The 26,593-nt window shown below is 50.7% G+C and carries 26 protein-coding genes and 1 pseudogene; 8 read left to right on the top strand and 19 right to left on the bottom strand.

The genetic code is table 11. From position 1 onward, the window contains the following. Window positions 1–234: 234 nt before the first annotated feature. Window positions 235–3,333, top strand: a complete 3,099-nt coding sequence (locus HMPREF2959_RS06250) for a type I restriction endonuclease subunit R (protein WP_070696543.1) — start codon at window positions 235–237, stop codon at window positions 3,331–3,333. A gap of 46 nt (window positions 3,334–3,379) precedes the next feature. Here the strand turns inward: HMPREF2959_RS06250 and clpA are convergent, their stop codons facing one another. Continuing rightward, window positions 3,380–5,671: an ATP-dependent Clp protease ATP-binding subunit ClpA gene (gene clpA / locus HMPREF2959_RS06245; protein ID WP_070696540.1), complete on the bottom strand. Its 2,292-nt coding sequence runs from the start codon at window positions 5,669–5,671 to the stop codon at window positions 3,380–3,382. Between the two features lies 1 nt (window position 5,672). Next, a complete protein-coding gene (gene clpS / locus HMPREF2959_RS06240) occupies window positions 5,673–5,975 on the bottom strand; it encodes an ATP-dependent Clp protease adapter ClpS (protein WP_002221161.1) in 303 nt (100 codons plus the stop codon). 242 nt (window positions 5,976–6,217) lie between these two features. Between clpS and HMPREF2959_RS06235 the strand changes: the two genes are divergently transcribed. After that, window positions 6,218–6,421, top strand: a complete 204-nt coding sequence (locus HMPREF2959_RS06235) for a cold-shock protein (protein WP_002217533.1) — start codon at window positions 6,218–6,220, stop codon at window positions 6,419–6,421. A 295-nt stretch (window positions 6,422–6,716) separates the two neighbouring features. On the opposite strand, the gene pmbA is transcribed toward HMPREF2959_RS06235, so the two are convergent. Then, window positions 6,717–8,048: a metalloprotease PmbA gene (gene pmbA, locus HMPREF2959_RS06230; RefSeq protein ID WP_002243432.1), complete on the bottom strand. Its 1,332-nt coding sequence runs from the start codon at window positions 8,046–8,048 to the stop codon at window positions 6,717–6,719. Between the two features lie 153 nt (window positions 8,049–8,201). Here pmbA and yjgA point away from each other — a divergent pair, with 153 nt between their 5' ends. The 5 genes from yjgA to HMPREF2959_RS06205 all read left to right on the top strand — a co-directional run bounded on the left by yjgA (window position 8,202) and on the right by HMPREF2959_RS06205 (window position 13,455). Further along, window positions 8,202–8,708, top strand: a complete 507-nt coding sequence (yjgA, locus tag HMPREF2959_RS06225; RefSeq protein ID WP_002243433.1) for a ribosome biogenesis factor YjgA — start codon at window positions 8,202–8,204, stop codon at window positions 8,706–8,708. A 46-nt stretch (window positions 8,709–8,754) separates the two neighbouring features. Then, window positions 8,755–9,471: a hypothetical protein gene (locus HMPREF2959_RS06220; RefSeq protein WP_002229292.1), complete on the top strand. Its 717-nt coding sequence runs from the start codon at window positions 8,755–8,757 to the stop codon at window positions 9,469–9,471. A gap of 68 nt (window positions 9,472–9,539) precedes the next feature. Then, a complete protein-coding gene (recJ, locus tag HMPREF2959_RS06215) occupies window positions 9,540–11,240 on the top strand; it encodes a single-stranded-DNA-specific exonuclease RecJ (RefSeq protein ID WP_002243434.1) in 1,701 nt (566 codons plus the stop codon). Window positions 11,241–11,597: 357 nt separating this feature from the next. Further along, entirely contained in the window at window positions 11,598–12,959 is a 1,362-nt protein-coding gene (locus HMPREF2959_RS06210; protein ID WP_002236870.1) for a polynucleotide adenylyltransferase PcnB, read from the top strand. Window positions 12,960–13,131: 172 nt separating this feature from the next. Then, a complete protein-coding gene (locus tag HMPREF2959_RS06205; protein WP_002213914.1) occupies window positions 13,132–13,455 on the top strand; it encodes a hypothetical protein in 324 nt (107 codons plus the stop codon). 116 nt (window positions 13,456–13,571) lie between these two features. Here the strand turns inward: HMPREF2959_RS06205 and HMPREF2959_RS06200 are convergent, their stop codons facing one another. Together HMPREF2959_RS06200 and HMPREF2959_RS12605 are read right to left on the bottom strand one after the other, a co-directional pair. Then, a complete protein-coding gene (locus HMPREF2959_RS06200; RefSeq protein ID WP_002213913.1) occupies window positions 13,572–14,525 on the bottom strand; it encodes a PhoH family protein in 954 nt (317 codons plus the stop codon). A 226-nt stretch (window positions 14,526–14,751) separates the two neighbouring features. After that, window positions 14,752–15,910, bottom strand: a pseudogene (locus tag HMPREF2959_RS12605) (glycosyltransferase); the annotation flags it as partial. Between the two features lie 145 nt (window positions 15,911–16,055). Here HMPREF2959_RS12605 and HMPREF2959_RS06185 point away from each other — a divergent pair. After that, a complete protein-coding gene (locus tag HMPREF2959_RS06185) occupies window positions 16,056–16,760 on the top strand; it encodes an SIMPL domain-containing protein (RefSeq protein ID WP_070696537.1) in 705 nt (234 codons plus the stop codon). 63 nt (window positions 16,761–16,823) lie between these two features. Here the strand turns inward: HMPREF2959_RS06185 and dcd are convergent, their stop codons facing one another. The 14 genes from dcd to HMPREF2959_RS06100 form a co-directional block, all read right to left on the bottom strand. After that, on the bottom strand, window positions 16,824–17,390 hold the full coding sequence (gene dcd, locus HMPREF2959_RS06180; protein WP_002224592.1) for a dCTP deaminase: 567 nt from the start codon (window positions 17,388–17,390) through the stop codon (window positions 16,824–16,826). A 65-nt stretch (window positions 17,391–17,455) separates the two neighbouring features. Then, window positions 17,456–17,872 carry an MORN repeat-containing protein gene (locus HMPREF2959_RS06175; protein ID WP_002220639.1) on the bottom strand — a complete coding sequence of 139 codons (417 nt, stop codon included), beginning with the start codon at window positions 17,870–17,872 and terminating at the stop codon, window positions 17,456–17,458. 61 nt (window positions 17,873–17,933) lie between these two features. Beyond that, window positions 17,934–18,833 carry a recombination-associated protein RdgC gene (locus HMPREF2959_RS06170; RefSeq protein ID WP_002219474.1) on the bottom strand — a complete coding sequence of 300 codons (900 nt, stop codon included), beginning with the start codon at window positions 18,831–18,833 and terminating at the stop codon, window positions 17,934–17,936. A gap of 30 nt (window positions 18,834–18,863) precedes the next feature. Then, window positions 18,864–20,321 (bottom strand): ribosome biogenesis GTPase Der, encoded by a 1,458-nt coding sequence (der, locus tag HMPREF2959_RS06165; RefSeq protein WP_002226462.1) that lies wholly within the window; start codon window positions 20,319–20,321, stop codon window positions 18,864–18,866. Window positions 20,322–20,474: 153 nt separating this feature from the next. After that, window positions 20,475–21,104, bottom strand: coding sequence for a YfgM family protein (locus HMPREF2959_RS06160; protein WP_002226461.1), 630 nt, complete (start codon window positions 21,102–21,104; stop codon window positions 20,475–20,477). Next, a complete protein-coding gene (gene hisS / locus HMPREF2959_RS06155) occupies window positions 21,105–22,400 on the bottom strand; it encodes a histidine--tRNA ligase (RefSeq protein ID WP_002226460.1) in 1,296 nt (431 codons plus the stop codon). Window positions 22,401–22,526: 126 nt separating this feature from the next. Next, a complete protein-coding gene (locus HMPREF2959_RS06150; RefSeq protein ID WP_083314146.1) occupies window positions 22,527–23,183 on the bottom strand; it encodes a C39 family peptidase in 657 nt (218 codons plus the stop codon). Window positions 23,184–23,240: 57 nt separating this feature from the next. Further along, a complete protein-coding gene (locus HMPREF2959_RS06145; RefSeq protein WP_002217512.1) occupies window positions 23,241–23,432 on the bottom strand; it encodes a hypothetical protein in 192 nt (63 codons plus the stop codon). 32 nt (window positions 23,433–23,464) lie between these two features. Next, window positions 23,465–24,001, bottom strand: coding sequence for a hypothetical protein (locus HMPREF2959_RS06140; protein ID WP_180298882.1), 537 nt, complete (start codon window positions 23,999–24,001; stop codon window positions 23,465–23,467). A 365-nt stretch (window positions 24,002–24,366) separates the two neighbouring features. Next, the gene (locus HMPREF2959_RS13265) at window positions 24,367–24,555 is read right to left on the bottom strand and encodes a hypothetical protein (RefSeq protein ID WP_226876301.1); all 189 of its coding nucleotides are present in this window, start codon (window positions 24,553–24,555) and stop codon (window positions 24,367–24,369) included. Window positions 24,556–24,793: 238 nt separating this feature from the next. Then, a complete protein-coding gene (locus tag HMPREF2959_RS06120) occupies window positions 24,794–25,159 on the bottom strand; it encodes a hypothetical protein (RefSeq protein WP_002213898.1) in 366 nt (121 codons plus the stop codon). Further along, entirely contained in the window at window positions 25,141–25,686 is a 546-nt protein-coding gene (locus tag HMPREF2959_RS06115; protein WP_002213897.1) for a hypothetical protein, read from the bottom strand. The genes HMPREF2959_RS06120 and HMPREF2959_RS06115 overlap by 19 nt, the downstream gene beginning before the upstream one ends. A 162-nt stretch (window positions 25,687–25,848) precedes the next feature. After that, complete coding sequence (locus tag HMPREF2959_RS06105) at window positions 25,849–26,121, bottom strand: hypothetical protein (protein ID WP_002222678.1); 273 nt, start codon at window positions 26,119–26,121, stop codon at window positions 25,849–25,851. Window positions 26,122–26,189: 68 nt separating this feature from the next. Next, window positions 26,190–26,591: a hypothetical protein gene (locus tag HMPREF2959_RS06100; RefSeq protein WP_246829042.1), complete on the bottom strand. Its 402-nt coding sequence runs from the start codon at window positions 26,589–26,591 to the stop codon at window positions 26,190–26,192. Between the last annotated feature and the right edge of the window lie 2 nt (window positions 26,592–26,593).

Raw genomic sequence — 26,593 nt, 5'->3', positions numbered from 1 at the left:
CATCGGTGGGGTAGAAGTCGCAGACAAAGTAGGGTGGGCTTCAGCCCACCGAAACAACGGCAAGCTGCAACAACAGTAAAACAACGGCAGGCGGGGCGGCGGGCTGAAGCCCACCCTACGGCGGACACAACCGCCCCGCATTCCGCCGAAGCCAACCAAAGCAGCCTGCACATTTTCAGGCAGCCCAATCCGAACATTAAACCGTTTAACACCCGACACTGCAAAGGACGAACTATGAACCTCGAAACCAAACCCATCGCCGAAACGCCGAATTTCATCGTGCTCGACCAATATGAAAAAATCGAACAGTCGGGCAGCTACCAATCGGAAAACCAGTTGGAAGCGGAGTTAGTCGCCGATTTGCAGAATCAGGGTTACGAATACCGCAAGGATTTGAACAGCCAAAGCAGGCTGCTGGAAAACCTGCGCGCGCAGTTGCAGCGGCTGAACGATGTGGCGTTTTCAGACGGCGAATGGGCGCGTTTTTTGACGGAGTATCTGGACAGGTCGTCTGAAAAAATTACCGATAAAACCCGCAAAATCCACGACGACCATATTTACGATTTCGCTTTTGATGACGGCCGTCTGAAAAACATTTATCTGCTGGACAAGAAAAACCTTGCCCGCAACCATGTGCAGCTTATCAACCAGTTTGAGCAGACGGGCACGCATGCAAACCGCTATGACGTTACCGTGTTGGTAAACGGCCTGCCGCTGGTGCAGATTGAATTGAAAAAGCGCGGCGTGGCTGTGCGCGAAGCATTCAATCAGGTGCATCGTTACAGCAAAGAGAGCTTCAACAGCGAAAATTCGCTGTTCAAATTCCTGCAAATCTTCGTGATTTCCAACGGCACGGACACGCGCTATTTCGCCAACACTACCAAGCGCGACAAAAACAGCTTTGATTTCACGATGAATTGGGCGCGGTCGGACAATCATCCGATTAAGGATTTGAAAGACTTTACCGCCACGTTCCTGCAGAAAAGCGTATTGCTGAGCGTTTTGCTGCATTACAGCGTGTTCGATGCGAATGATACGCTGCTGATTATGCGTCCGTATCAGATTGCCGCCGCCGAACGTATTTTGTGGAAAATCAACAGTTCGGCGCAGGCGAAGAATTGGAGCGGGCCGGAAAGCGGCGGCTATGTTTGGCATACCACGGGCAGCGGCAAAACGCTGACCAGCTTTAAGGCGGCGCGTCTGGCGACGGAATCGGCGTTTATCGACAAGGTTTTCTTCGTGGTGGACAGGAAGGATTTGGACTATCAGACGATGAAGGAATACCAACGTTTTTCGCCCGACAGCGTGAACGGTTCGGAAAGCACGGCAGGCTTGAAACGCAATTTGGAAAAAGACGACAACAAAATCATCGTTACCACCATCCAAAAGCTGAACAACCTGATGAAGGGCGAAGATAATCTGCTGGTTTACCATCAGCGAGTTGTCTTTATTTTCGACGAATGCCACCGCTCGCAATTCGGCGAAGCGCAAAAAAACCTGAAAAAGAAATTCAAGAAATTCTGCCAGTTCGGCTTTACCGGTACGCCGATTTTTCCTGAAAATGCTTTGGGCGCGGAAACCACGGCGGGCGTGTTCGGGCGGGAGCTGCATTCTTATGTGATTACCGATGCCATCCGCGATGAAAAAGTATTGAAATTCAAAGTGGATTACAACGATGTACGCCCGCAGTTCAAAGCCGTGGAAGCGGAACAGGACGAGAAGAAACTGAGTGCCGCCGAAAACCGCCAAGCCCTGCTGCACCCTGAACGCATCCGCGAAATCACGCAATATATCCTGAATCAGTTCAGGCAGAAAACGCACCGCCTGAATGCGGGCGGCAAAGGCTTCAACGCCATGTTTGCCGTCAGCAGCGTGGATGCGGCAAAGTGCTATTACGAAGCGTTCAAAACACAACAGGCAGGCAGCCTGCACCCGTTGAAAGTGGCCACTATTTTTTCCTTTGCGGCCAACGAAGAGCAAAACGCCGTCGGTGAAATTGTCGATGAGACCTTCGAACCGGAAGCGATGGACAGCAGCGCGAAAGAATTTTTGCAGGCTGCCATCAACGATTACAACGCCTGTTTCAAAACCAATTTCGGCACGGATAGCAAAGCCTTTCAGAACTACTACCGCGATTTGGCAAAACGGGTGAAAAATCAGGAAGTAGATTTGCTGATTGTGGTCGGCATGTTTTTGACGGGTTTTGACGCGCCGACGCTGAATACGCTGTTTGTCGATAAAAATCTGCGCTATCACGGCCTGATGCAGGCGTTTTCGCGCACCAACCGCATTTACGATGCCACCAAAACCTTCGGCAACATTGTCTGCTTCCGCGATTTGGAGCAGGCAACCATTGATGCGATTACCCTGTTCGGCGACAAACACACCAAAAACGTGGTGCTGGAAAAAAGCTACGAAGAATACATGAACGGCTATACCGACAGCCAGACCGGCGAAGCGCGGCGCGGTTATTTGGATGTGGCAAAAGAGTTGCGTGAACGTTTCCCCGAACCCGACGAAATCGAAACGGAAAAAGACAAAAAAGATTTTGCCAAACTCTTCGGCGAATACCTGCGGGCGGAAAACGTATTGCAGAACTACGATGAATTTGCCGCGCTGCGCGAGTTGCAGAGTGTGGACGCGGCGGACGAAGATGCGATGAAGGCGTTTCAAGAAAAATACTACTTGAGCGATGAAGACGTGCAGGAAATGCGGCAAGTGCCGATGCCGTCTGAAAGGGCGGTGCAGGACTACCGTTCCGCCTACAACGACATCCGCGATTGGTTGCGCCGCCAAAAAGCAGGCGAACAGAAAGAACAGTCAAAAATCGATTGGGACGATGTGGTTTTTGAGGTGGATTTGCTCAAATCACAGGAAATCAATCTGGATTACATCTTGCAACTGGTTTTCGAACACCACAAAAAAATCAAAGGCAAAGCGGAGCTGGTGGAAGAAATCCGCCGCATCATCCGCGCCAGCATCGGCCACCGCGCCAAAGAGGGTCTGATTGTGGATTTCATCAACGATACGGATTTGGACAAAGTGCCCGACGTTCCCGCCATACTGGAAACCTTTTACACCTACGCGCAAGAGGTAATGCGGCACGAAGCGGCAGGATTGATTGCCGCCGAAGGTCTGAACGAAATCGCCGCCAAACGCTATTTGACCGGCTCGCTCAAACGCGGCTATGCCAGCGAAAACGGTACGGAACTGACCGAAACCCTGCCGAAAATGAGTCCGCTCAACCCGCAATATCTGACGAAGAAACAAAGTGTTTTTCAAAAGATTGCGGCGTTTGTGGAGAAGTTTGCCGGAATAGGGACCGATATTTGACAAAATGCCGTCTGAAATTTCAGACGGCTTTTTATTTTTCAACTGGTTAAACAGGTTCTGCTTCAGGTTTGACTTTGTTTTTCTTGAATTTCAACACGGCTTCTTCTTTTGCAGCATCCCAGTCTATCCGCACAAAGCCGCCGTCGGCGAGTTTGCCGAACAGCAGTTCGTCGGCGAGCGGTTTGCGGATTTTTTCCTGAATCAGGCGGTGCATCGGGCGCGCACCCATTTGCGGGTCAAAACCTTTTTCCGCCAGATATTTGCGCAATGCCGGCGTGAATTCGGCTTCGACTTTTTTGTCGAGGAGCTGGTGTTCGAGCTGAAGCAGGAATTTGTCCACGACTTTGACGATGATGGGTTCGGACAAGGGTGCAAATGGGATAATCGCGTCCAAGCGGTTGCGGAACTCGGGCGTGAAGAGCTTGTTGATTGCCTGCATTTCGTCGCCGTGTTCGCGCTTGGCGGTAAAGCCGAGGCCAGGGCGGCTGAGGCTTTCCGCGCCCGCGTTGGTGGTCATGATTAGGATGACGTTGCGGAAATCGGCACTCTTGCCGTTGTTGTCGGTCAGTTTGCCTGCGTCCATGACTTGCAGGAGGACGTTGAAAATGTCGGGGTGGGCTTTTTCGATTTCGTCCAAGAGCAACACGCAATGCGGCTGTTTGTTGACGGCTTCGGTCAAAAGGCCGCCTTGTTCAAAGCCGACGTAGCCCGGAGGCGCGCCGATGAGTCGTGATACGGCATGGCGTTCCATGTATTCGGACATATCAAAGCGTTGCAGCGGTACGTCCATCGAGTAGGCAAGCTGTTTGGCTGCTTCGGTTTTGCCCACGCCGGTCGGACCGGAGAAGAGGAAACTGCCTATCGGTTTGTCGGGCAGGGCAAGGCCGGAGCGCGACATTTTGACGGCGGTAACCAACGCGTCGATGGCGTTTTCCTGACCGTAAACCATGTTTTTCAAATCGCGGTCGAGGAATTGCAACACTTGTTTGTCGTCGTGCGACACGGTTTTTTCGGGAATCCGCGCGACTTTGGCGATGACGGTTTCAATTTGTGCTTTGCCGATGACTTTTTTCTGTTTGGATTTGGGCAGAATCCGTTGCGCCGCGCCTGCTTCGTCCATCACGTCGATGGCTTTGTCGGGCAGGAAACGCTCGTTGATGTAGCGTGCGGAGAGTTCGGCGGCGGCTTCGAGTGCGCCTTGCGTATAGCGGACTTGGTGGAAGGCTTCAAACATCGGCTTCAAGCCGCGCAGGATTTGTACGGTTTCGGAAACGGTGGGTTCGACCACGTCGATTTTTTGGAAGCGGCGGCTTAAGGCGTGGTCTTTGTCGAAAATGGTGCGGTATTCGTCGTAAGTGGTCGCGCCGATGCAGCGCAGCGAACCTTTTGCCAGCGCGGGTTTGAGCAGGTTGGACGCGTCCATGGTGCCGCCGCTGGTGCTGCCTGCGCCGATGATGGTGTGGATTTCGTCGATAAACAAAATGGCGTGCGGGATTTTTTCGAGCTGTTTCAAGACGGATTTGACCCGCGCTTCAAAGTCGCCGCGGTATTTCGTGCCCGCCAACAGCGAGCCCATATCCAGCGTGTACACTTCGGCATCTTTGAGCGCGTCTGGAATGCCGCCGTTGACGATTTGATGTGCCAGCCCTTCCGCCAGCGCGGTTTTGCCCACGCCCGCTTCGCCGACCAAAAGCGGATTGTTTTTGCGGCGGCGGCATAGGATTTGCACCAGCCGTTCCATTTCGTGTTTGCGACCAATCAAAGGGTCGATACGGCCGGCTTTGACTTCGGCGTTGAGGTTGACGGTGTACGCCGATAAAGGGTTTTTGCCCGGTTTGGTGCGGTTTTCATTATCGTCGTCCATGCCGTCTGAAGAATAGTTGCCATCGTCTTCATCTTCATCGGGAGAGCCGTGGGCAATACAGCGCAAAACTTCAAAACGCGTAACCGATTGCAGCTTGAGGAAATAGACGGTGTGGCTGTCGGTTTCGCTCATCAGCGCGACCAAAACGTCCAACGGTTCGACTGCGGCTTTTCCGGCAGACTGGGTATGCACCATCGCCCGTTGCATCACGCGTTGGAAGCCGAGCGTGGGCCGGGTTTCGACCGTGTCTAAAAGGTGTTCGGGAATCAGGGGGGTGTTTTCGGCAACGCTGGCGGCGAGCTGTTCGGACACCACTTTCAAATCCGCGCCGCAGAGTTTTAAGACGTTCGGCACGGAGGCATCTTCTTCGATGAGTACCAAAAGCAGATGCTCGAGGCTGATAAATTCATAATGAGCCTTACGCGCCTCGCGGTAAAGCTGCTGCAAAATCTGTTCCAATTCGGGTGCAAGCATATTAAATCTCCTCGACAATACATTGCAGCGGATGCCCTTCGGCTTTTGCCCGCTGCATGACTTGTTGCTGTTTGGTTTGGGCAATATCGCGCGTGTAAGTGCCGCACAGGCCTTTGCCTTCGTGATGAACCAAGAGCATTACCGCTACCGCCTGTTCTTGTCCGAGCATGAAGATTTCGGTCAGGATTTCAACGACAAATTCCATCGTGGTGTAATCGTCGTTCAATAGGAAAACGCCGTAACGTTTCGGCGGCAGGGTGTTCAGACGGTGCAAGAGCGTGTCGGATTGGTGTTGCGCGGTCATAGTGTGTCCCATTTGAAAGCCGCGTTCAGACGGCATTTTTGTTGTATTTTCGGTACTTTTGCCTATTTTCCCACTTTTTTGAAAACATAGCTTGACGTTTTGTCTTAACAAATGTAAAAAGACGGTTAAGCAGGATTGGGCATCCGCCGAGTATATCAAGCTGGAAGGAACGCCAGACGGCTCGGTTTGCCGTATGCCTTGTTTTGCTGATTTTGTTAATTTTTGAGTATAGGAAGTTTCTAATGGCAACCGGTATCGTAAAATGGTTTAACGACGCTAAAGGTTTTGGTTTCATCACGCCTGATGAAGGCGGCGAAGATTTGTTCGCTCACTTCTCAGCAATCAATATGGAAGGTTTCAAAACCCTGAAAGAAGGCCAACGTGTCTCTTTCGACGTAACCACCGGCCCTAAAGGCAAACAGGCCGCCAACATTCAGGCTGCTTAATTCCTGATGTACGGTCAAATGTATATTTGAAAACGGCGGGACAGGCAATGTCCCGCCGTTTTTGTCTGCCGTTTTGCCGGCGGCGGAAAAACCCCAATCCCCGCACGCCTTATCCTGAACTTGTGTGTACCCTGTTGTGGACAAGTGGCTTAGTATTTTGACGGATAAGGGAAAATCAGTGCTGATGAAAAAATGTGCAATGTTGTCGGCAAAAGGCGGTGCGGCATAAAACGGCAAACGGGCAGGCACGGGCAAAACGTGCTGCCTTCGTCTTCAGACGGCATCGGCAGGGCGTTCAGCTTCCGGCAACCGTCATCCCCGCAATCAGAATCGAGCCGATTTTGTTGGACGAACGCCGCAAAGCGTCATCCGCCACGCCGACAATGTCGCGGTACATATCCTGCAAGCGTCCGGCTACGGTAATCTCGTGGACGGGGTAGGCAATCACGCCGTTTTCCACCCAAAAACCCGCCGCGCCGCGCGAGTAGTCACCGGTAATGGTGTTCGCGCCCTGTCCCATCAGTTCGGTTACCAACAATCCCGTCCCCATTTCTTTCAGCAGGTCGGATTGCGTTTCGTGCGTATGGTTCAAATACAGGTTGTGCGCGCCGCCGGCGTTGCCCGTGGTCTGCATACCGAGTTTGCGCGCGCTGTAACTGCTGAGGAAATAGCCTTCGACAATGCCGTTTTGAATCACGAAGCGCGGCGCGGTGGCAACGCCTTCCGCATCAAAATAGCTGCTGCGGAAAGAGCGGGGGATGTGCGGTTCTTCGCGCAGGTTGAGGAAATCGGGCAGGACTTTTTTGCCGATGCTGTCGATCAGGAAACTGCTTTGGCGGTAGAGCGCGCCGCCGGAGAGTGCGCCGACGAGGTGTCCGATAAGACCGCCCGAAACGGTGGTATCGAAGAGGACGGGGTAGCTGCCTGTCGGGATGCTGCGGCTGTTCAGACGACGTAAGGTACGTTCGGCGGCGGTTTGACCGATGGTTTCGGGGCTGTCCATATCCGGATGGCGGCAGGCGGAATCGTACCAGTAGTCGCGCTGCATGCCGTTTTCGTCGGCGGCAACGACGCTGCAGGAAATGCTGTGGTGCGTGCCTTGCCGGTGTGCGGCAAAACCGTGGGTGTTGCCGTAAACGTATTGGTAATGGCCGGTTTGCACCGCCGCGCCTTCGGAGTTTTCGATGCGCTCATCCTCGTTCAGGGCGGCTTGTTCGCATTGTTTTGCCAAGCCGACGGCGGCTTCCGTATCCAAATCCCATTCGTGGTAAAGGTCGGGGTCGCCGATGTGTTTTGCCATCAGACAGGCATCGGCAAGTCCGGCGCAACCGTCTTCGGCGGTGTGGCGGGCGATGTCGGCGGCGGCGCGGACGGTGTCGCGCAGGGCTTGTTCGGAGAAATCGGCGGTGCCAGCGCGGCCTTTGCGTTTGCCGACGTAAACGGTAATGTCCAGCGACTTGTCCTGCTGGAACTCGATTTGTTCGATTTCGCCCAGCCGCACGCTGACGCTTTGTCCGATGGATTCGCTGAAATCGGCTTCGGCGGCGGTCGCGCCCGCTGCTTTTGCCAAGTCGAGCGTGCGGCGGCAGAGGTCGAGAAGTTCGGAAGCGGTGTGGTTGAACAGCATAGAAATCTTTCTTGGTGGAGCGTTGCGGCATTTTAACCGTTTCGGGCGGCAGGGGCAAAAGCGTCCGTTTGCAGGGCGGACGGTGCAAAATGCCGTCTGAACGCGGAATCATTCTGTTAAAATGCGCCCGTCGGATAAAATTTGAGAATGAAGATGTTTGAACAAGAAGACGAATGGGTCAGCAAAACCCAAATGAAAAAGCAGATGAACGGTTTGCAGGATTTGGGTATGGAGCTGACCAAGCTCTCAAGCGACACGTTGAAAAAAATCGGCTTGGACGAAGATTTGTACGAAGCCATCGTTACCTATAAAAAAATCACATCCAACGGCGCGCTCAAGCGGCAGGCGCAATTTATCGGCAGACTGATGCGCGATACCGATCCCGCGCCCATCGAGGCATTTCTTGCCAAGCTGCGCGGCGACGATGCGGCGCACAACGCCTTTTTGCAACGTGTGGAGCGGACGCGGATGGAGCTGCTGGCGGACGACGGCGCGCTGACGCAGTTTATGTCCGATTTTCCAAACGCCGATGCGGGCAAGCTGAGGACGCTCATCCGCAATACCAAAAAAGAACAGGAACAGAACAAACCGCCGAAAAATTTCCGCGCCCTGTTTCAAGAGTTGAAAACCGTTATGGAAAACGGGGACGCGGAAATTTAGGCATATTTTCAGACGACATCCGCCGTTATTTAGATTGGAGGATAAAATGTTGTTCCGTAAAACGACCGCCGCCGTTTTGGCGGCAGCCTTGATGTTGAACGGCTGTACGGCAATGATGTGGGGCATGAACGACCCGTTCAGCCAAACGACCGCCTATAAACACGTTGACAAGGATCAAATCCGCGCCTTCGGTGTGGTTGCCAAAGACAATGCCCAATTGGAAAAGGGCAGTCTGGTGATGATGGGCGGGAAATACTGGTTCGTCGTCAATCCCGAAGATTCGGCGAAGCTGACGGGCATTTTGAAGGCCGGGTTGGACAAACCCTTCCAAATAGTTGAGGATACCCCGAGCTATGCTCGCCACCAAGCCCTGCCGGTCAAACTCGAATCGCCTGGCAGCCAGAATTTCAGTACCGAAGGCCTTTGCCTGCGCTACGATACCGACAGGCCTGCTGACATCGCCAAGCTGAAACAGCTTGAGTTTGAAGCGGTCGAACTTGACAATCGGACTATTTACACGCGCTGCGTATCCGCCAAAGGCAAATACTACGCCACACCGCAAAAACTGAACGCCGATTACCATTTTGAACAGAGTGTGCCTGTCGATATTTATTACACGGTTACTGAAAAACATACCGACAAATCCAAGCTGTTTGGAAATATCTTATATACGCCCCCCTTGTTGATACTGGATGCGGCGGGTGCGGTACTGGCTTTGCCTGCGGCGGCTCTGGGCGCGGTCGTGGATGCCGCCCGCAAATGAAAAGCAATGCCGTCTGAAAAGCTTTCAGACGGCATTTCAGCCTCATCATATCTTGAAAAAACTTCGTCATGTCAGTCAAAATCCAAACCCGATCCGTCAATACCGACGTTTTTAATCATTTGCTCACCGCCGGTGCCGATCCTTTAATCGCCCGGCTTTGTGCCTCGCGCGGTGTGCAAAGTCCTGCCGAATTGGACGACAAACTCGCTTCCCTCCTGCCTTATCAAACGCTGACAAACTGCGAAGCCGCCGCCGGCCGTTTGGCGGATGCGGTTGAACGCAAGGAAAAAATCCTGATTGTCGCCGACTATGATGCCGACGGCGCGACGGCGTGTTCCGTCGGTATGAGCGGTTTGGCGGCGATGGGGGCGAAAGTGGATTTCCTTGTGCCCAACCGCTTTGAGCACGGCTACGGCTTAACGCCCGAGCTGGCTGAAATCGCGGCAGAGCAAGGTGTGGATTTGCTGATTACGGTTGATAACGGTATCGCCAGCATCGCAGGTGTGGCGAGGGCGCAGGCTCTGGGTTTGGATGTCATCGTTACCGACCACCATCTGCCTGCCGAGACCGTGCCCGACTGCATCATCGTCAATCCGAACCAAAAAGGCTGCGGTTTTCCAAGCAAAAGCTTGGCGGGCGTGGGCGTGATTTTTTATGTATTGATGGCGTTGCGTGCCGAATTGCGCCGCCGCAATTATTTTTCAGACGGCATCAAAGAGCCGAATTTGGGCGAACTTTTGGATTTGGTCGCACTCGGCACGGTTGCCGATGTCGTCCCTCTCGACCACAACAACCGCATCCTCGTGTCGCAAGGTTTGAAACGGATGCGCTCCGGCAAAATGCGCCCCGGTATCCGCGCCTTGTTTGAAGTGGCGCGGCGCGATTGGCGCAAGGCGCAGCCGTTTGATATGGGTTTTGCGTTGGGGCCGCGCATCAACGCCGCCGGACGGCTGGACGATATGTCGGTCGGTATTGCCTGTCTGTTGGCGCGAGATGATGCCGAGGCGCAGGAACTGGCGGCGCAGTTAAACAACCTCAATATCGAACGTCGCGAAATCGAGCAGTCTATGCTGCAAGACGCGCTGAATGCTTTTCCTGAAACCCTGCCTTCAGGTCAGACGACTTTGGTGGCGTATCGCGACGACTTCCATCAAGGCGTGGTCGGCATCGTTGCCAGCCGCCTCAAAGACCGTTTTTATCGTCCGACCATCGTGTTTGCGCCTGCCGACAACGGCGAAGTGCGCGGTTCGGGACGCTCCATTCCCAATTTGCACCTGCGCGATGCTTTGGACTTGGTGTCCAAACGCCATCCCGATTTGATTTTGAAATTCGGCGGACACGCGATGGCGGCAGGTTTGAGCATACTCGAACACAATATTCCTGCGTTTCAGACGGCCTTTGAAGAAGCCGTGCGCGAGATGGTGTGCGAAGACGATTTGTCGCAAACTTTCATCACCGACGGCAGCCTGCCTGCATGCGACATCACGTTGGAACAGGCGCAAAACCTCGCCCGCCACGTTTGGGGGCAGGGCTTCGCGCCGCCGAGCTTTACCGACGAGTTCCACGTCGTCCGCCAGCAACCTTTGGGCGCGGAGGGCAAACACAAAAAAGTCTGGCTGCAAAAAGACGGCTGCGAATTTGAAGCCATGTTTTGGCGTTGCAGCGAAGACATTCCCGAATACATCCGCACGGTTTACCGCCCCGTTGCCAACGAATGGCGCAACAATCTCGAATTGCAGCTTTATATCGACTACTGGGAAGCGGCGTAGAGGTGGCGGAACGCCGTTTGAATGTGATTTCTGTTCCTTCATTTGCCTGTTTGTACGACGGGAATGTTCCCAATCGGAAAAGAAAGTAAAGGGCGTTAATTTTTGTTAATCATCCCTTCTTAGGGACGCAATATATAAGGTGCATCAAATTTCAGACTCCGCCACAAAAGCAGGGTCTGATTTTTTTAAAGGGCAATCTGTTATAATGGCGCGTTGCCGCCGCGAGGGCGGTGGGATTCGGACGGCGTAGTTTCTACGCCTTTTGTTTATGGTTACGGCATCTTGCGGAATCGTACCGCCTGATGCCGTCTGAACACGGTTGCCCGTGGAGATGCCGCTCTTCGGGTCAGAATATTTATGCTGAAAAAATGGTTGAATAAGATGCTGCCTTCCGGTCGGAGCAGTAAAAAAGCGGAAAGTAAAACGGTCATTCCCGCCGAAAGACACAACATCCGTGCCGAAATGTTGAGCTTTGCCGCCGAAAACGTCATACGCCGTCTGAAAGGGGCGGGGTTTCAGGCTTATGTGGTCGGCGGCGCGATCAGGGATCTGCTGCTCGGCATCGAACCCAAGGATTTCGATGTGGCAACCGATGCCACGCCCGAACAGGTGCACAAACTCTTCCGCCGCAGCCGCATCATCGGCAGGCGTTTTCAAATCGTCCATGTGATGAACGGTGCGGAGATTATCGAAGTAACGACGTTTCGCGGCGGTGCGAAGGTTCATCAGAACGCGCACGGCAGAATCATGAAAGACAACACCTACGGCAGCATCGAAGAAGATGCGATGCGGCGCGATTTTACCTGCAATGCCTTGTATTACGATCCTGAAAAAGAAGAGATTTTGGATTTCCACAACGGGATTGCCGATGTTGCCGCCCGCAGGCTGGTTATGATTGGTGATGCCGCCGAACGCTATCAGGAAGACCCTGTCAGGATTTTGCGCGCCATCCGCCTGTCGGGCAAATTGGGCTTTGAGCTGTCGGAAGAAACCACCGCACCGATTGCCGAATCGATATGCCGTCTGAAGCACGAACCGGTAGCGAGGCTGTTTGACGAAATCATGAAACTGCTGTTTTCAGGGCACGCGCGCGAGTGTCTGAAACGTTTGAACGGATTTGACATACCGGACGACATCCATCCGCTGCTCAATGCCTTGCGTGTTTCAGACGGCATCGCCGGAAAAATGACGGTGCTTGCCCTGAAAAATACCGATGAGCGGCTGCGTGCCGACAAATCGGTTTCGGTCGGTTTTGTATTGGCGGCTCTGATGTGGCCCGAGTTGGAACGCCATTGGAAAAGCAATCTGCAACAGGGTTTGAAACCCGCGCCCGCCCTGTCCGATGCAATCAATACGATGCGCGAAACCGTCGAACGCGGTTGGGGCGTGCCGCAACGCTTTTCCGCCACGATGCGCGAAATTTGGATGTTCCAGCCGCAGTTTGAAAATCGCAAAGGCGCAAGGCCGCACAAACTGTTTGCACAGGCGCGTTTCCGTGCCGCCTATGATTTCCTGCTCTTGCGCGCCGAAACCGGCAATGCGGACCGCGCCCTTGCCGAGTGGTGGACGGCGTTTCAGACGGCATCGACGGAACAGCGGTCGGAGATGACCAAAAACGAAGCCGCCGCCCGACACGAAAAAAACGAAGGACAGGCGAAAAAACGCCGCCGTCGCAGGCGCAAACCCAAGCCGAAGGTTGTGGGAACGGATTGGGAATAAGGGTCAACAGACAAGGAGCAATGAAGTTTCAACACATGGGATGAAGCATAAAGTGCCGTTCTATGTATTATCCTGATTTGTAAGGGGATTCATCCCCGTAAATAAAGTCTAACCCTGCCTCTCGGAAAAAGGATGTCCGGGTGGGCAGGGTTCAAGAAACAAGGAAAAATTGATGAAAAAATGTATTTTGGGCATTTTGACCGCGTGTGCCGCCATGCCTGCATTTGCCGACAGAATCGGCGATTTGGAAGCACGTCTGGCGCAGTTGGAACACCGTGTCGCCGTATTGGAAAGCGGCAGCAATACCGTCAAAATCGACCTTTTCGGTTCAAATTCCACCATGTATGTATGCAGCGTTACGCCTTTTCAGAAGACGTTTGAGGCAAGCGATCGGAATGAAGGCGTGGCGCGGCAGAAAGTGCGTCAGGCGTGCAACCGCGAAACTTCGGCAATGTTTTGCGAAGATGAGGCAATCCGATGCAGAAAATTCGATTGATGTATCGGTTGGACGGATAAAGAAACGGATACGGAAACGGATACGGAGCTTGGCTTCCGTATCTGTTTTTCTCTGCCCGATTTTCCATGCATCGGGTTTCAGACGGCATTGGAATGTCAGTCGTGTTCTGCCGATTCGTAGGCTTCGACGATTTTTTGCACCAAAGGATGCCGGACAACGTCTTCGCCGGTAAAGGTGTGGAAATACAGCCCTTCCACGCCGTGCAGTTTCTCACGCGCATCTTTTAATCCCGATTTGATGTTTTTGGGCAGGTCGATTTGGCTGGTGTCGCCGGTAATGACGGCTTTCGCGCCGAAGCCGATGCGGGTCAGGAACATTTTCATTTGTTCGGGCGTGGTGTTTTGCGCTTCGTCGAGGATGATGTATGCGCCGTTGAGCGTCCTGCCGCGCATATAGGCGAGCGGGGCGATTTCAATCAGGCCTTTTTCAATCAGCTTGGTGACACGGTCAAAGCCCATCAGGTCATAGAGGGCATCATAAAGCGGACGAAGGTAGGGATCGACTTTCTGGGTCAGGTCACCGGGCAGAAAACCCAGTTTCTCGCCGGCTTCGACGGCAGGCCGCACTAAAATGATGCGTTCGACTTGGTGTTTTTCCATCGCATCGACGGCGGCGGCGACGGCGAGATAGGTTTTGCCCGTACCTGCCGGCCCGAGACCGAATACGATGTCGTGGTTGAGTAGGGCGCGGATATAGCCGTTCTGCCGTGGCGTTCTGCCGCCGATGCTGCCGCGTTTGGTACGGAAATAATAGGCGTGGTCATGGTTTTTTTCTTGATGACCGGCATCTTCGGTTTGGGCTTCGACGGCGGCAAGCCTGATGTCGCCGTCGTTTAGGTCGCGCGTCTGCGCCGTTTCCAAGAGTTTGAGCAGTGCGCGTTTGCCGGCGTGTGCAAATGCGCCGTTGAAAGTGAAATGTTCAAAACGGCGGCTGATGTGGATATCGAGTGCTTTAGCAAGTAAATCAAGGTTGTTGTCAAAAGAACCGCACAGACGCTGCAACGCCAAGTTGTCGGTTTCTTCTAAATGCAGGTGGACGGTATGTGTCATATGAAGGTCCGAATAGTTGGATATTGTGTGATTTTAATCTATAGTGGATTAGATTTAAACCAGTACGGCGTTGCCTCGCCCTAGCTCGAAGAGAACGATTCTCTAAAGGTGCTAAGCACCAAGTGAATCGGTTCCGTACTATCTGTACTGTCTGCGGCTTCGTTCGCCTTGTCCTGATTTTTGTTAATCCACTATATTTCACCGGTATTTTCTTACCGTATTCTGCGATTGCCTGTCGGAAAATGCCGATCAACCTGCCTATAACGGCATTTTCGCCAAATTCGTTCAGACAGTTTTCTCTAAGTCGGGCAGGTTCGAAATCAGAGTGGTGTTCATACATTTTGATGAGTGCGTCGGCAAGGGCATCGTCGTCGTCAACAGGAACCAAATATCCGTTGCCGTCTGAAACAATAGATTCCGCACCGCCGCAGCGTGTTGCAATGACGGGCAATCCTTGGGACAGTGCTTCGATATAGACCACGCCGAAGGTTTCGGTGCGGCTGGCAAGGACAAATGCGTCGCTGTTCTTCATCAAATCCAAGACTGCTTCGGGTTGCAGTGCGCCCAAAAATGTAACGGCATGGGTAATGCCCAAGTCTGCCGCCTGCTGTTTCAGCCGCTGTTCTTCCTGTCCGCTGCCGCCGATGTTTAGACGCAGTTGCGGGCATTGTGCCAACGCCCGGGCAAAGGCAGTGAGCAGGACATCGTGTCCTTTGAGACGGCGAAGGTGCGAGACGGTGCAGAACACGAAATGCGGTTTGTTGTTTTTTTCTCTTTGTTCAAACGGTCGGTTGAATATTCCGCCCAGTATGTTGGGGAGGTACTGCCATTCGCAGCCGTATTTGTGTTGCAGGACGTGTGCGAAATGGCGGCTGATGGCGAGACGTGCGGCGGCGTGCGCCGCCGCATTTTTCATAGGCTGCCATTGGTGGGGACGGATCAGACCGCGCGTAATGGTGCTGCTGTGTTTCGTGACGACATAGGGGATGCCGTATTTTTGGGAAATTTTTTGGGCGAGTATGCCGGCATAGTTCATGCGGTGGGCGTGAATCAGGTCGGGCAGCCCGTTTTCGCGGATGTAGTGTTTGAAGGCTTTCAAACCCACGCGCACCCAGCGGATGCGGTCGATGTCGATGAACGGAAAGCGGGGGAAGAAATATATGCCGTGCCATGCATAGATGTCCAAACCGCTTTGCCGATATTTTGCAAAACCGTAAGGTCGGTCAGGATGCTTGCTGTTTCTTTCCGCAAGTAGCGGAACATCGGTGCAAGCACGGCGGTTTTGATGCCTTTCCTCTGCAATGCCAGTGCCTGATTTTGAAAAAAATCCCGTCCACATCCTGTTCGGATTGCGGATACCATGAGGGGATGACGAGGACGTGCAAGGGTTTGGGCATAGTGGGATTCCGTATCGGAAAGGCGGTTATTATAAGACAGACGCAGACCGAATATTTAAATTGTTGCCTTACGCTAATGCAATTTAGCGCGCCGATATGCTAGATTGGCGGTTTTATGAGTGAGGATACGGATATGTTGCGTTCTATTTTGGCGGCTTCCCTATTGGCGGTATCTTTTCCGGCAGCGGCTGAAGCATTGAATTACAATATTGTCGAATTTTCCGAATCGGCGGGTGTCGAGGTGGCTCAGGATACAATGTCCGCACGTTTCCAAGTGGCGGCGGAAGGACGGGACAAAAATGCCGTCAATGCCGAGTTTGTTAAAAAATTCAACAGTTTTAACAGAAAATTGAAAAACGGCAGCTTTAAAACCGAATTGGTATCGCGCAGTGCGATGCCGCGCTATCAATATACCAACGGCAGACGCATTCAAACAGGCTGGGAGGAGCGTGCGGAATTTAAGGTCGAAGGTAGAGATTTTGATGAGTTAAACCGTTTTATTGCCGATATTCAAGCAGATGCCGCGTTGGAATATACGGATTTCCATGTGTCGCGCGAACGCCGCAACGAGGTCATCGATCAGGTCAGCAAGGATGCCGTTTTGCGTTTCAAGGCGCGTGCCGAAAAGTTGGCGGGCGTTTTGGGTGCGTCCGGTTATAAAATCGTCAAATTGAATTTGGGACACATCGGCAGCCATATCGCGGGAGGGGGAGCTGCTCAGGCAAAAATGCTTCGTGCCATGCCGATGGCGGCAAGCGTCAATATGGAGGGTGCGGATTCCGCCGCGCCTGGTGTGGAGGAAATCAGCATCAGCGTCAATGGGACGGTTCAGTTCTGATTTGAGGTGAACGGCAAATGCCGTCTGAAACCCGACGATAAGGGTTCAGACGGCATTTATATTTCAGGCTTTGGGCAGGGTAACGCCGGTTTGCCCCATATATTTGCCGTTGCGGTCTTTGTATGAGGTTTCGCAGATTTCGTCGCTCTCGAAGAAGAGGACTTGCGCCACGCCTTCGCCTGCGTAGATTTTGGCGGGCAGGGGGGTGGTGTTGGAAAATTCGAGGGTAACGTAGCCTTCCCATTCCGGTTCGAACGGGGTAACGTTGACGATAATGCCGCAGCGGGCGTAGGTGGATTTGCCCAAGCAGACGGTCAGGACGTTGCGCGGGATGCGGAAATATTCGACCGTGCGCGCCAGTGCGAAGGAATTGGGCGGGATGATGCAGCAGTCGTCTTCAACGGTAACGAAGTTTTTCGGGTCGAAGTTTTTGGGATCGACGATGGTGCTGTTGATGTTGGTGAAGATTTTAAATTCGTTTGCGCAGCGGATGTCGTAGCCGTAGCTGGACGTACCGTAGGAGATGATGCGTTTGCCGTCGGCTTCTTTGATTTGGTTCGGCTCGAAAGGGTCGATCATGCCGAATTCTTCGCTCATTCGGCGTATCCATTTGTCGGACTTGATGCTCATAATGTTTTCCTTGTTTCTTGCAGTGTTCGGACAAAGCATTGGGGGATGCCGTCTGAAAACGGGGCTTATTTGTTTTTAGGCAGTTTCACTTCTTTAATCATGCCGTTTTCGCATTTCATAATGAAGAGGGTTTCGCCGTTTTGCGAGACGGTAAATCTGCCGTGTGCCAAGCCTTTTTTGAACGTGCCCGAGAGTACCATGTTGCGGAATTTGGTACTGTCGGAATTGAACGGTTCGATAAATATTTCGCGGTTGGCGGCAACGGTATAAACGCCTTGTCCGTCGAATTTGCCATTTTTAAACGAACCGGTATAGTTGCGCCCGTCTTGGCAGCGCCATGTGCCTTTGCCGGCGGGTTTACCGTCTTTGCCGACATCGCCTTCGTAGGTGCAGCCGGGTTCTTGATAGGAAGTCAGAACGGCGGACGCGGCGGGGAGGGCGAACATCATGGCGGGCAGTAGGAATGCGAGATGTTTAAGCATAAGGGTTATTCCATTGGATTTTGGTTGACGGTATTTTGTCGTGTAAAAACCGTCTGAAAAATCAATCTTGCCAGCCGCCCAAATAGGAAACCAGCTCTTCCAACATGGTGCTGACGGATTCAGCCATCAGGATTTGCGAGGCGAAGGCAAGGCCGGCGGCATCGTCGCCGTTGCTTTCGGCTTCTTCCTGCAATACGTCGAGGTATTGGATGCGCTTGAGTGTGAAGTCTTGAGTGAGGATAAAGGCAATTTGTTCGCGCCACACCAAGCCCAGTTGGGTAACGGTTTTACCGTTTTTGACGTGTTGAACCACTTCGTCGGCGGTTAAATCTTGTTTGGATACTTTGACGACGGGAACAATATCGCCCGTACCTTTGAGTTCGCAATCGCTGTCTAATTCAAAACCGCCTTCGCAATGCCCTTGCAACAGCCAGCCGGTCATCAAGGAAGAGGGCGATTGCTTGGTATTCGGCAGCGAGGCTTCCAAACCGCCCAAAGCTTCGCGCAGCTTGGTCAGGATGTTTTCTGCTTTGGCGGAAGCCGCGTTATTGACGAGCAGGTAGCCGTGGCGGGTGTTAAACACCGCTTCTGTACGGCTGCTGCGGGTAAACGCTCGGGGCAGCAGGTCGTCTGTAATTTGCTCTTTAAGCTCTTGTTTTTCTTTACGGCCGACATTGCGGGCTTCATTGTTTTGGATTTCCGCTACCTTCTCTTCCAAAATATCGCGGATGACGCCGGCAGGCAGGACTTTTTCTTCTTTTTTCAGGGCGACGCGCAAGGTAAAGTCGGCAGGGAAAACGAGTTCAGGGGAGAATGAAACCGGTGCGGTAAAGCCTTCGCTGAACCAGTCTAAGCCTTGGCAATGGGTAAATTCAGCTTCAGCAAGTTTGTCGGCAAGTACGTCCGCCTCAGGCAGCTTTTCTTTGTTGAGCGGATAAAAACTAATCTGCTTGAACCACATAATGTTTCCTATTGTTTGAAATGTCGGGAATTATTTGCTGAATTGTTTTTTCACACTGACTTTGGTTTTCTTCTTGAAGCGGTTTTTCTCTTCTTTGCGGCCTTCGCGTTTCTCAATACGGTTGCTCAGGCTGACGCGGCGCAGCGGTTTTTTCTTCGGTTTGTCTTCCGCATTTTCATACGGGTTTTCCGAAACATTGTATTGAATCCGCAACGGCGTGCCTTGCAGGTTGAAGGCTTTGCGGAACGTTTGGGTCAGATAGCGCGTATAGCTGTCGGAAATCGCGTGCAGCGAATTGCCGTGTACCACAATTACGGGAGGGTTCATGCCGCCTTGGTGGGCATAACGCATTTTCGGACGCACCAAGCCGGCACGCGGCGGTTGCTGACGCTCGATCGCGCTTTGTAATACGCGCGTGATTTTCGGCGTCGGCATCTTAATCATCGCCGCGTTGTAGGCAGCCTGAATGCTGTCAAACAAACCGTCTATACCGCGCTCTTTCAATGCGGAAATAAAGTGGAACTTGGCAAAATCGAGGAAATACAGTTTGCGGTTGATATCGCGTTTCACTTGCTCGCGACGCTCTTCGCTGATGCCGTCCCATTTGTTGACGGCAACCACCAAGGCGCGGCCTGCTTCCAAAGCAAAACCGGCAATCGTCGCATCTTGGTCGGCGATGTCCTGCTGCGCGTCCAATACCAAAACAGCGACGTTTGCCGCTTCAACCGCCTGCATCGCTTTGATAACGGAGAATTTTTCTACTGCTTCATCCACTTTGCCGCGACGGCGCACGCCTGCGGTATCGATGATGGTAAACGGTTTGCCTTCGCGTTCGAAATCGATGTGGATGCTGTCGCGTGTCGTGCCTGCCATATCGAAAGCAATCACGCGCTCTTCGCCGAGGATGGCGTTAACCAGTGTGGATTTGCCGACGTTCGGACGGCCGATGACGGCAAAGACGGGATGTTTTGCATCGGCTTCTTCGGCTTCCGGCTCTGGGAAGGTTTCCAAAATATCTTCAATCAGATAATACACGCCATCGCCGTGCGCACCTGAAATAACATAAGGGTCGCCCAAAGCAAGTTCGTAGAACTCGGCGGCAAGCACGGCCCTGTTGCCGCCTTCGCCTTTGTTTACCGCCAGATAAACAGGGCGCGGGCTTTGGCGCAGGCGGTCGGCAATGATTTTGTCTTGCGGGGTCAGGCCGGTACGGCCGTCCACCAAAAACACAACCGCATCAGCTTCATCGACAGCCTGCAAGGTTTGTTTTGCCATTTCGTGCAAAATGCCGCTGTCCACAACCGGCTCGAAACCTCCGGTATCGATGACCAAATAAGGTTTGCTGCCGACTTTGCCGTGTCCGTAATGGCGGTCGCGGGTCAGGCCGGGCAGGTCGTGTACGAGTGCGTCTTTGGTGCGCGTCAAACGGTTGAATAAAGTAGATTTGCCGACGTTAGGGCGGCCGACAAGCGCGATGGTGGGTTTCATTATTGGGTCTTTCTGTGTCAAGTGCCGTTCGGGAGAACTGAACACGAGCAGGTGTCCGTTGGACACGGTAAATAGGTTCTTCACGGCAAGAGGCCATAAAGAGGGAGGGTAAAATGCCGTCTGATAAATAATGGACGGCATTTCAGACGGCATTTATTTCAGCGAATCAAGTTTCATTTGAACCAATTCGCGACCGACAGAATCTTGAGGCATTTTTTCTAAAGCCTGTCCGTAGTTTTTTAAGGCTTCCTGGCTTTTTCCCTGTGCGGCATAGACATCGCCTTTGGTTTCCATCAGCAGGGGGGCGAAGTCCGCTTCAACCGGCGTGTCGAGCGCGGCAAGTGCGGCATCGTATTTTTTTTGTTGCAACAACACAACGCCCAGACGCTGTGCCGCCAACGCTTGAATCAGGCTGTCTTTTTGGTTGGACAACACCCATTTCAAATGGCCTTCAGCAACATCGTAACGCTGCGCGTCAAATTCGGTTGCCGCCGCCATCAGCGTGGCTTGGGCGGCGGAAATGGAATGCGGGTAGCTTTGTTGGAGTTTGGTCAATTCGGCATTGATTTCGCTTTGCGGGGCTTTGTTTTGCGCCTTTTCTACGATTTCTGCCAATATGGCAGCGGCTTCCTGATTTTGGGAAGCCGCACGGTTTTGGTAAACCGTGTATCCCAAGTAGCCGAGCGCCGCCAAAATCAGCACGGCAAACAGCCATTTGCCCGTGGTTTTCCAAAAATATTTAAAGTTGTCTAACTCTTGTTGTTCTTCGAGATGGGCTGCCATTTATGCGTTCTTCCATTGTTGTAAAGTATGGGTTAAATCCTCGGCGGCGACAGTTTGCTGACCGTGTGCGCCGTTCATGTCTTTGAGCGTAACCGTACCGTTCGCCAGTTCGTCTTGCGCGACAATCAGGGCAAAGCGCGCGCCGCTGTTGTCGGCTTTTTTCATTTGCGCTTTCAGGCTTTGATAGCCGGAATGCTGCATTACATTGAAACCTTGCGCGCGCAAGGCTTGCGCGTATTTCATCACCTGCAAGTCCGCCCTTTCGCCTTGGTGCATTGCATAGACATCAGGCGCAGCGTTCACTTCCAGCGAGCCGTATTCGCTCACCAAAAGCAGCAGCCGTTCGATGCCCATCGCAAAGCCGATGGACGGCGCAGGTTTGCCGCCAAGTTCCTCAATCAAACCATCGTAACGGCCGCCGCCGCACACAGTTGCCTGCGCGCCGAGTTTGTCGGTCGTCCACTCAAAAACCGTCTGATTGTAATAATCCAAACCGCGAACCAAGCGCGGATTTTCAATATATTGGATACCCAAACCGTCCAACATCGCCTTGAAGCGTGCATAGTGGTTTTGCGAAGCCTCGCCCAAATAATCCACCAAACGCGGCGCGGCGTTGCAGATTTCCTGCAAATCAGGGTTTTTCGTATCTAAAACACGCAAAGGATTGGTTTTCAGACGGCGTTTGCTGTCTTCGTCCAATTTATCTTCATAGCGTGTCAAATATTCAACCAACGCCGCACGGTGTGCCGCTCGCTCCTCACGGTTGCCCAAGCTGTTGATTTCCAAAGTCAGGTATTCGCGGATACCCAATTTTTCCCATAAGTCGGCAGACATCGCGATGATTTCCGCATCAATATCCGGACCTTCAAAACCCAAAGCTTCGATACCGACCTGATGGAACTGACGATAACGGCCTTTTTGCGGACGCTCGCGGCGGAACATCGGCCCCATATACCACAGCTTTTGCGGGCTATTGTACAGAAGGTTGTGTTCGACCACCGCACGCAGACAAGAAGCCGTACCTTCAGGACGCAGGCTCAAACTCAAAGAATCGTTTGAATCGGAGAAGGTGTACATTTCCTTGCCGACCACATCGGTTTCTTCGCCGATGGAGCGGACAAACAAACCGGTTTGCTCGACAATCGGCGTACGGATTTGCTGATAACCGTAAGCGCGTGTCCAGCGGCCGACCGTATCTTCAAACGCCTGCCAAAACGCAGCCGTCAGTTTGAAATCTTTTTGCTCGACAGGCAGAAGGTCGTTCATGCCTTTGACGGATTGGATTTTTTGTGCCATTTCAAGTAAGAATGCTTAAATCAAATTGCGGGCGATTATAGCGGATTTTTAAGGGCTTGTGAGGATAGAGATGGTTTGCGGACGGGTAAAAATGCCGTCTGAAACAGTTTTCAGACGGCATTTGACTTACTCTGCACGTGCTTGCCTGATTTGTCCGACTGCAAACTCTGTCTGCCGCTTGGGATGATGTGTGAAAAACAATTTATTTGAAATTGTCTCGGCTTTTTTCGGCACGACCGCCAAAATCTTACCTGCCAAATTTCCCTCACGGGTTTGCCAAGCATCCAAAAACTGCGCCCTGCTCATTGAAACATGACCCAGCGACGGGTCGGCAAGCAAAACCGTATTGCCGTCTATACCGCGCAATACCGAGAAATGATCATCCTTGCGGTATTTCAGATACACGATGACGGGGATTTGCAACTGTGCAAGCTGCTCGAAAGACAGGGCATAGCCTTTCGCTTCAAAACCCAAATCTGGCATAATGCGCCGCATATCCTCAAACGACGCGCGCATCTGCTCCTTATCCAGCTTTTTCAACACTTCTTCTTCCGTCAGCGTTTGCCCGTAAAAATTGTTCAAAAGCGTCGCCACCGAAGCCGCCCCGCAGGAAAAATCCAAATCCTGCTTTACAATATTGAAATCCCGCCGCGCTTTCCAACTCTGCACTTTGATTTTTCCGTAAACAACAGGATTATCGTTAAACATCGGTGCAGCATTCAAACGATAAGATAAAGAAACGACAACACACGCCAACAGAAAAACATATTTGAACTTCATCATATTGTCCACATAAAGGGCAGCCTGAAAATCTTTCAGGCTGCCCTTGTCAAATTATTCCTAGCTTTCGGCTTTTTTGGCAAACCAAACAATCCGATTACCCGCATAATACTTTCCATTTATTGAAATCCGACAAGCCGCGCCCAAAAAATGCCATGCACTGTCGATTTCCGCAGCAATCTTTGTACCGTTTTCTTCAAATTCCAAATATTCACCCAATAATAAACTTGAAACAGAACGCGTGGGCAGCAAGTGCCCACCCTACGCTTATTCAAATAATTTGATTAAATAAAGAATAAAGAAAATGCATCAGGAACAAAATTATAATCTGCCACCTGACTCACACCGCTTTTAAAGTAAGGGGCATCAAAATCAAAACCGCAAAAAAAATAATTTTTGCATTGATTTTTAATAGATTTAAAATTCGAATATAGTGTTTCTCCAGATTTAAAAAGTTTATCTTTATCTATATATTTGATGCTTTCCCTATCCAAAATAAATATTTCAAACATTAAAAAATCATTACATGACCAAGCCAAATCATAAATTTGATTCAAATGGGTATCATAAAGATAAAAATAATAAGGTTTGGGAACAGGTAAAATATTTAATGGAAAAGGAGGACTAATTTTCTTAATATCTGATGACTGATATCCATATCTTTCTATATTCTTAAAAATTTCATCTTTCTTAAGATAACAAGACATTCTGACAATCACAACCTGTTCATCGGATATATTATCTATTTGCATGGCGCGTATAACACGCCATGCCTGATTAAAATTAGTCTCCCTTACCTTAAAATCTATTATCTTTTCCAAAGATGAAAATGCCCCTTATCTTGAGCTCTCCAGTTAGAACCTGGAAGTTTCGTACCTCTTAAATGTGTATTAATATTTCTTATAGTTTCATTAAAATGCCACGCGCTGCCGATTTCAACGGTAATTTTCGTACCGCTTTCTTCAAATTCCAGGTATTCCCCCATTAGCTAACGCAAAGATGCAGACGCCATTTCGGCTTCGTTATGATAAACCCGCCTTGATATAGACTTCCGCCCCTGTCCGCTCCAAATTCCAAAAATTCCGTACTGAAATTTCCATATCCCGATATTGTGCAGACCATGTTTTTTCGAAGGTTTTCATAAAATTTCCTATACCTGTCCAATCGGCACATATCAATTGCATTATTACATCTCAATACGATAAATATTTCTTAAGTCAAAATGCAAGCCTGACCGTACCTTAACTGTCAAAATTTTATTATTTTTTATTGATTTTAAAACAATTTCTGCAAAATTCTCTTCGCTTTCTCTCTTTTTTAGAAGCACATAAGAAAAAATAAAACTTCCCCGATTAAATTCATAAATATGTTTCAACCATTCGCCTCCTCTTTCTGTAAGACAAGATTCAGTTTCATTCTTCCTTATTGTATAAATATTTCCTTCACAAAATCTGAAATAAATCCATCTTATCCATAATTAAAGAAAAAGTTTCACCTCGAGATTTTGTCAACAATTCGCAAGGTTGCGATGTTGCAATCAAATAGCCGAAAGACATTTTTTACCTCATACATGGTCGAAATCAGTTTCTGTTAGTTCAGAATCCATTTTTTCGTCAACAACTGAATCCGCATTTTTGAATTAACGTTTTCATCAGCTGCCGTTTATCTAAACCGGCAGGTTCAGTTTCAAAATAAGCCTTATATGAAGACTGTAAGCATTTCAGAAAAAGATCATCAGAAGACATATCTGCCGAATCAAATACAACTGTTTTGATTTTGGTACTTACCCAAAACCCTTTTTGCTCTTTTTCTACTATACGGAAATTCAGAATATTTCCAACCGAATCAAAAGCACGGTAAACATCATCCATCAAATCCTGCGGCTCTATTTTCTTTTCCAATTCCGACAATCCTTGAAATATATCCAAAGACACATCTTCAAATAGAAAAAAAGGAGGAGTTAGAAGCGGTTTTTCCATGATCTGTCCGTAGATTTTGATTCCCAAGGGCGATGACGACCAATTCCCTGTCCAGGCAAAGTCTTGCCCGTATTATCCGTAACTCGACGATGATAATGGGGAAATTTTCCAATAGGATGACCTGTTCTATTACCGAAAGGGGCTATCCGCATATTATTGCCGATTTTAATCTCACGTCCATATTTAGCAAAGGAAACAACCTTTCCTGCGGCGCCTACACCACCAGGAATTGCGCCTAATCCGCCAGCAATAGCAACATCTCTAACAGAAGCTGGTCTGCCTGTCGTTGCATAACTAAAACCATGCTGTGTCCACATACCAATGGCAGCACCACCCAAGATAGCCAATGGAAGAAACGCCCCCTCTGTCTCCTTCATCTCCTTTTGAGAAAGCTCCGCCAACTGCATCGGTGCATCTGCCCGCGTGTGGAACACTTGGTCTTCAAATGCCTGATTGTCCAAGCCGTTTGCCATTGCGGGGGCAATCATAGACAGCATCATTACGGCTGCGGTAATTTGTTTTTTCATAATAACTCCTTTGGATTACAAGGTTGGAAAATCAAAGCCCTGCTTAGAACGTATGTTGCACACCCAATTTCAATAGGTAAATCAGATTGCAAATCCAGCAATTTGAATATTGTCATTGTTCCGTGCAAAAGGGATTTTTATTGATGAGTTGTGTACTGGGTTTCAGCTTGGCTTTTTAGATAATCTTTTCACAAGAACATACATCAATACTGTCCAAAAAAAAAGATTTGATAAATATATTGCAACATATTTTATTCCACCTCCATCCGAAACAGAAACCAATATATTTTTAATTAATACATAGCTGATTATTACATTTATTATTCCTATAATATATAAGGATCTTGCCAAAATTTTTTTTGATTTTATTTTAGGAATATCTCTTATCCATGCTAAAATACAGCCCAATGTCGAAAAGAAAATAACAGCAAACACTACCTTACCTCCTCTCACTTCCAACCAAACCGATAGCAGGTTTGGTTGGAAGTTGGTTTATTTATTATTTAACGGCGAATGTCAGTGTTCTTACCCGTAGAACCTGCATAACCATTTATGCCACCAGCAACAGTCCCCACTGCTACACCTCGCATACCATTAATCAGTGCTCTTCCTCCGTTAATAGGGTTCATCGCACCAATTAACGCACCACCTCCAATTGCTGTCCAATGTGCCTCTCGATTATACGAGCCACTAGCAATAGCACTAGCCATATAGCTGAAATGCCCTCCAACTCCTCCCATAATGCCTCCAACAGCATTAGGAATCCACTCCCCCTCAGTCTCCTTCATCTCCTTTTGAGAAAGCTCAGCCAACTGCATCGGCGCATCTGCCTGCGTGTGGAATACGTATTTTTCAAATGCCTGATTGTCCAATCCGTTTGCCATTGCGGGGGCAATCATAGACAGCA

The sequence above is a fragment of the Neisseria sp. HMSC070F02 genome, assembly GCF_001814225.1.
GTDB lineage: Bacteria > Pseudomonadota > Gammaproteobacteria > Burkholderiales > Neisseriaceae > Neisseria > Neisseria meningitidis.
This window is presented reverse-complemented; position numbering and strand designations above follow the sequence as displayed.

Excerpts from the sequence above, each read along its gene's own strand:
- HMPREF2959_RS06250 (WP_070696543.1), top strand. The coding sequence starts at position 235 with ATGAACCTCGAAACCAAACCCATCGCCGAAACGCCGAATTTCATCGTG.
- clpA (WP_070696540.1), bottom strand. The coding sequence starts at position 5,671 with ATGCTTGCACCCGAATTGGAACAGATTTTGCAGCAGCTTTACCGCGAG.
- clpS (WP_002221161.1), bottom strand. The coding sequence starts at position 5,975 with ATGACCGCGCAACACCAATCCGACACGCTCTTGCACCGTCTGAACACC.
- HMPREF2959_RS06235 (WP_002217533.1), top strand. The coding sequence starts at position 6,218 with ATGGCAACCGGTATCGTAAAATGGTTTAACGACGCTAAAGGTTTTGGT.
- pmbA (WP_002243432.1), bottom strand. The coding sequence starts at position 8,048 with ATGCTGTTCAACCACACCGCTTCCGAACTTCTCGACCTCTGCCGCCGC.
- yjgA (WP_002243433.1), top strand. The coding sequence starts at position 8,202 with ATGTTTGAACAAGAAGACGAATGGGTCAGCAAAACCCAAATGAAAAAG.
- HMPREF2959_RS06220 (WP_002229292.1), top strand. The coding sequence starts at position 8,755 with ATGTTGTTCCGTAAAACGACCGCCGCCGTTTTGGCGGCAGCCTTGATG.
- recJ (WP_002243434.1), top strand. The coding sequence starts at position 9,540 with ATGTCAGTCAAAATCCAAACCCGATCCGTCAATACCGACGTTTTTAAT.
- HMPREF2959_RS06210 (WP_002236870.1), top strand. The coding sequence starts at position 11,598 with ATGCTGAAAAAATGGTTGAATAAGATGCTGCCTTCCGGTCGGAGCAGT.
- HMPREF2959_RS06205 (WP_002213914.1), top strand. The coding sequence starts at position 13,132 with ATGAAAAAATGTATTTTGGGCATTTTGACCGCGTGTGCCGCCATGCCT.
- HMPREF2959_RS06200 (WP_002213913.1), bottom strand. The coding sequence starts at position 14,525 with ATGACACATACCGTCCACCTGCATTTAGAAGAAACCGACAACTTGGCG.
- HMPREF2959_RS06185 (WP_070696537.1), top strand. The coding sequence starts at position 16,056 with ATGTTGCGTTCTATTTTGGCGGCTTCCCTATTGGCGGTATCTTTTCCG.
- dcd (WP_002224592.1), bottom strand. The coding sequence starts at position 17,390 with ATGAGCATCAAGTCCGACAAATGGATACGCCGAATGAGCGAAGAATTC.
- HMPREF2959_RS06175 (WP_002220639.1), bottom strand. The coding sequence starts at position 17,872 with ATGCTTAAACATCTCGCATTCCTACTGCCCGCCATGATGTTCGCCCTC.
- HMPREF2959_RS06170 (WP_002219474.1), bottom strand. The coding sequence starts at position 18,833 with ATGTGGTTCAAGCAGATTAGTTTTTATCCGCTCAACAAAGAAAAGCTG.
- der (WP_002226462.1), bottom strand. The coding sequence starts at position 20,321 with ATGAAACCCACCATCGCGCTTGTCGGCCGCCCTAACGTCGGCAAATCT.
- HMPREF2959_RS06160 (WP_002226461.1), bottom strand. The coding sequence starts at position 21,104 with ATGGCAGCCCATCTCGAAGAACAACAAGAGTTAGACAACTTTAAATAT.
- hisS (WP_002226460.1), bottom strand. The coding sequence starts at position 22,400 with ATGGCACAAAAAATCCAATCCGTCAAAGGCATGAACGACCTTCTGCCT.
- HMPREF2959_RS06150 (WP_083314146.1), bottom strand. The coding sequence starts at position 23,183 with ATGATGAAGTTCAAATATGTTTTTCTGTTGGCGTGTGTTGTCGTTTCT.
- HMPREF2959_RS06120 (WP_002213898.1), bottom strand. The coding sequence starts at position 25,159 with ATGGAAAAACCGCTTCTAACTCCTCCTTTTTTTCTATTTGAAGATGTG.
- HMPREF2959_RS06115 (WP_002213897.1), bottom strand. The coding sequence starts at position 25,686 with ATGAAAAAACAAATTACCGCAGCCGTAATGATGCTGTCTATGATTGCC.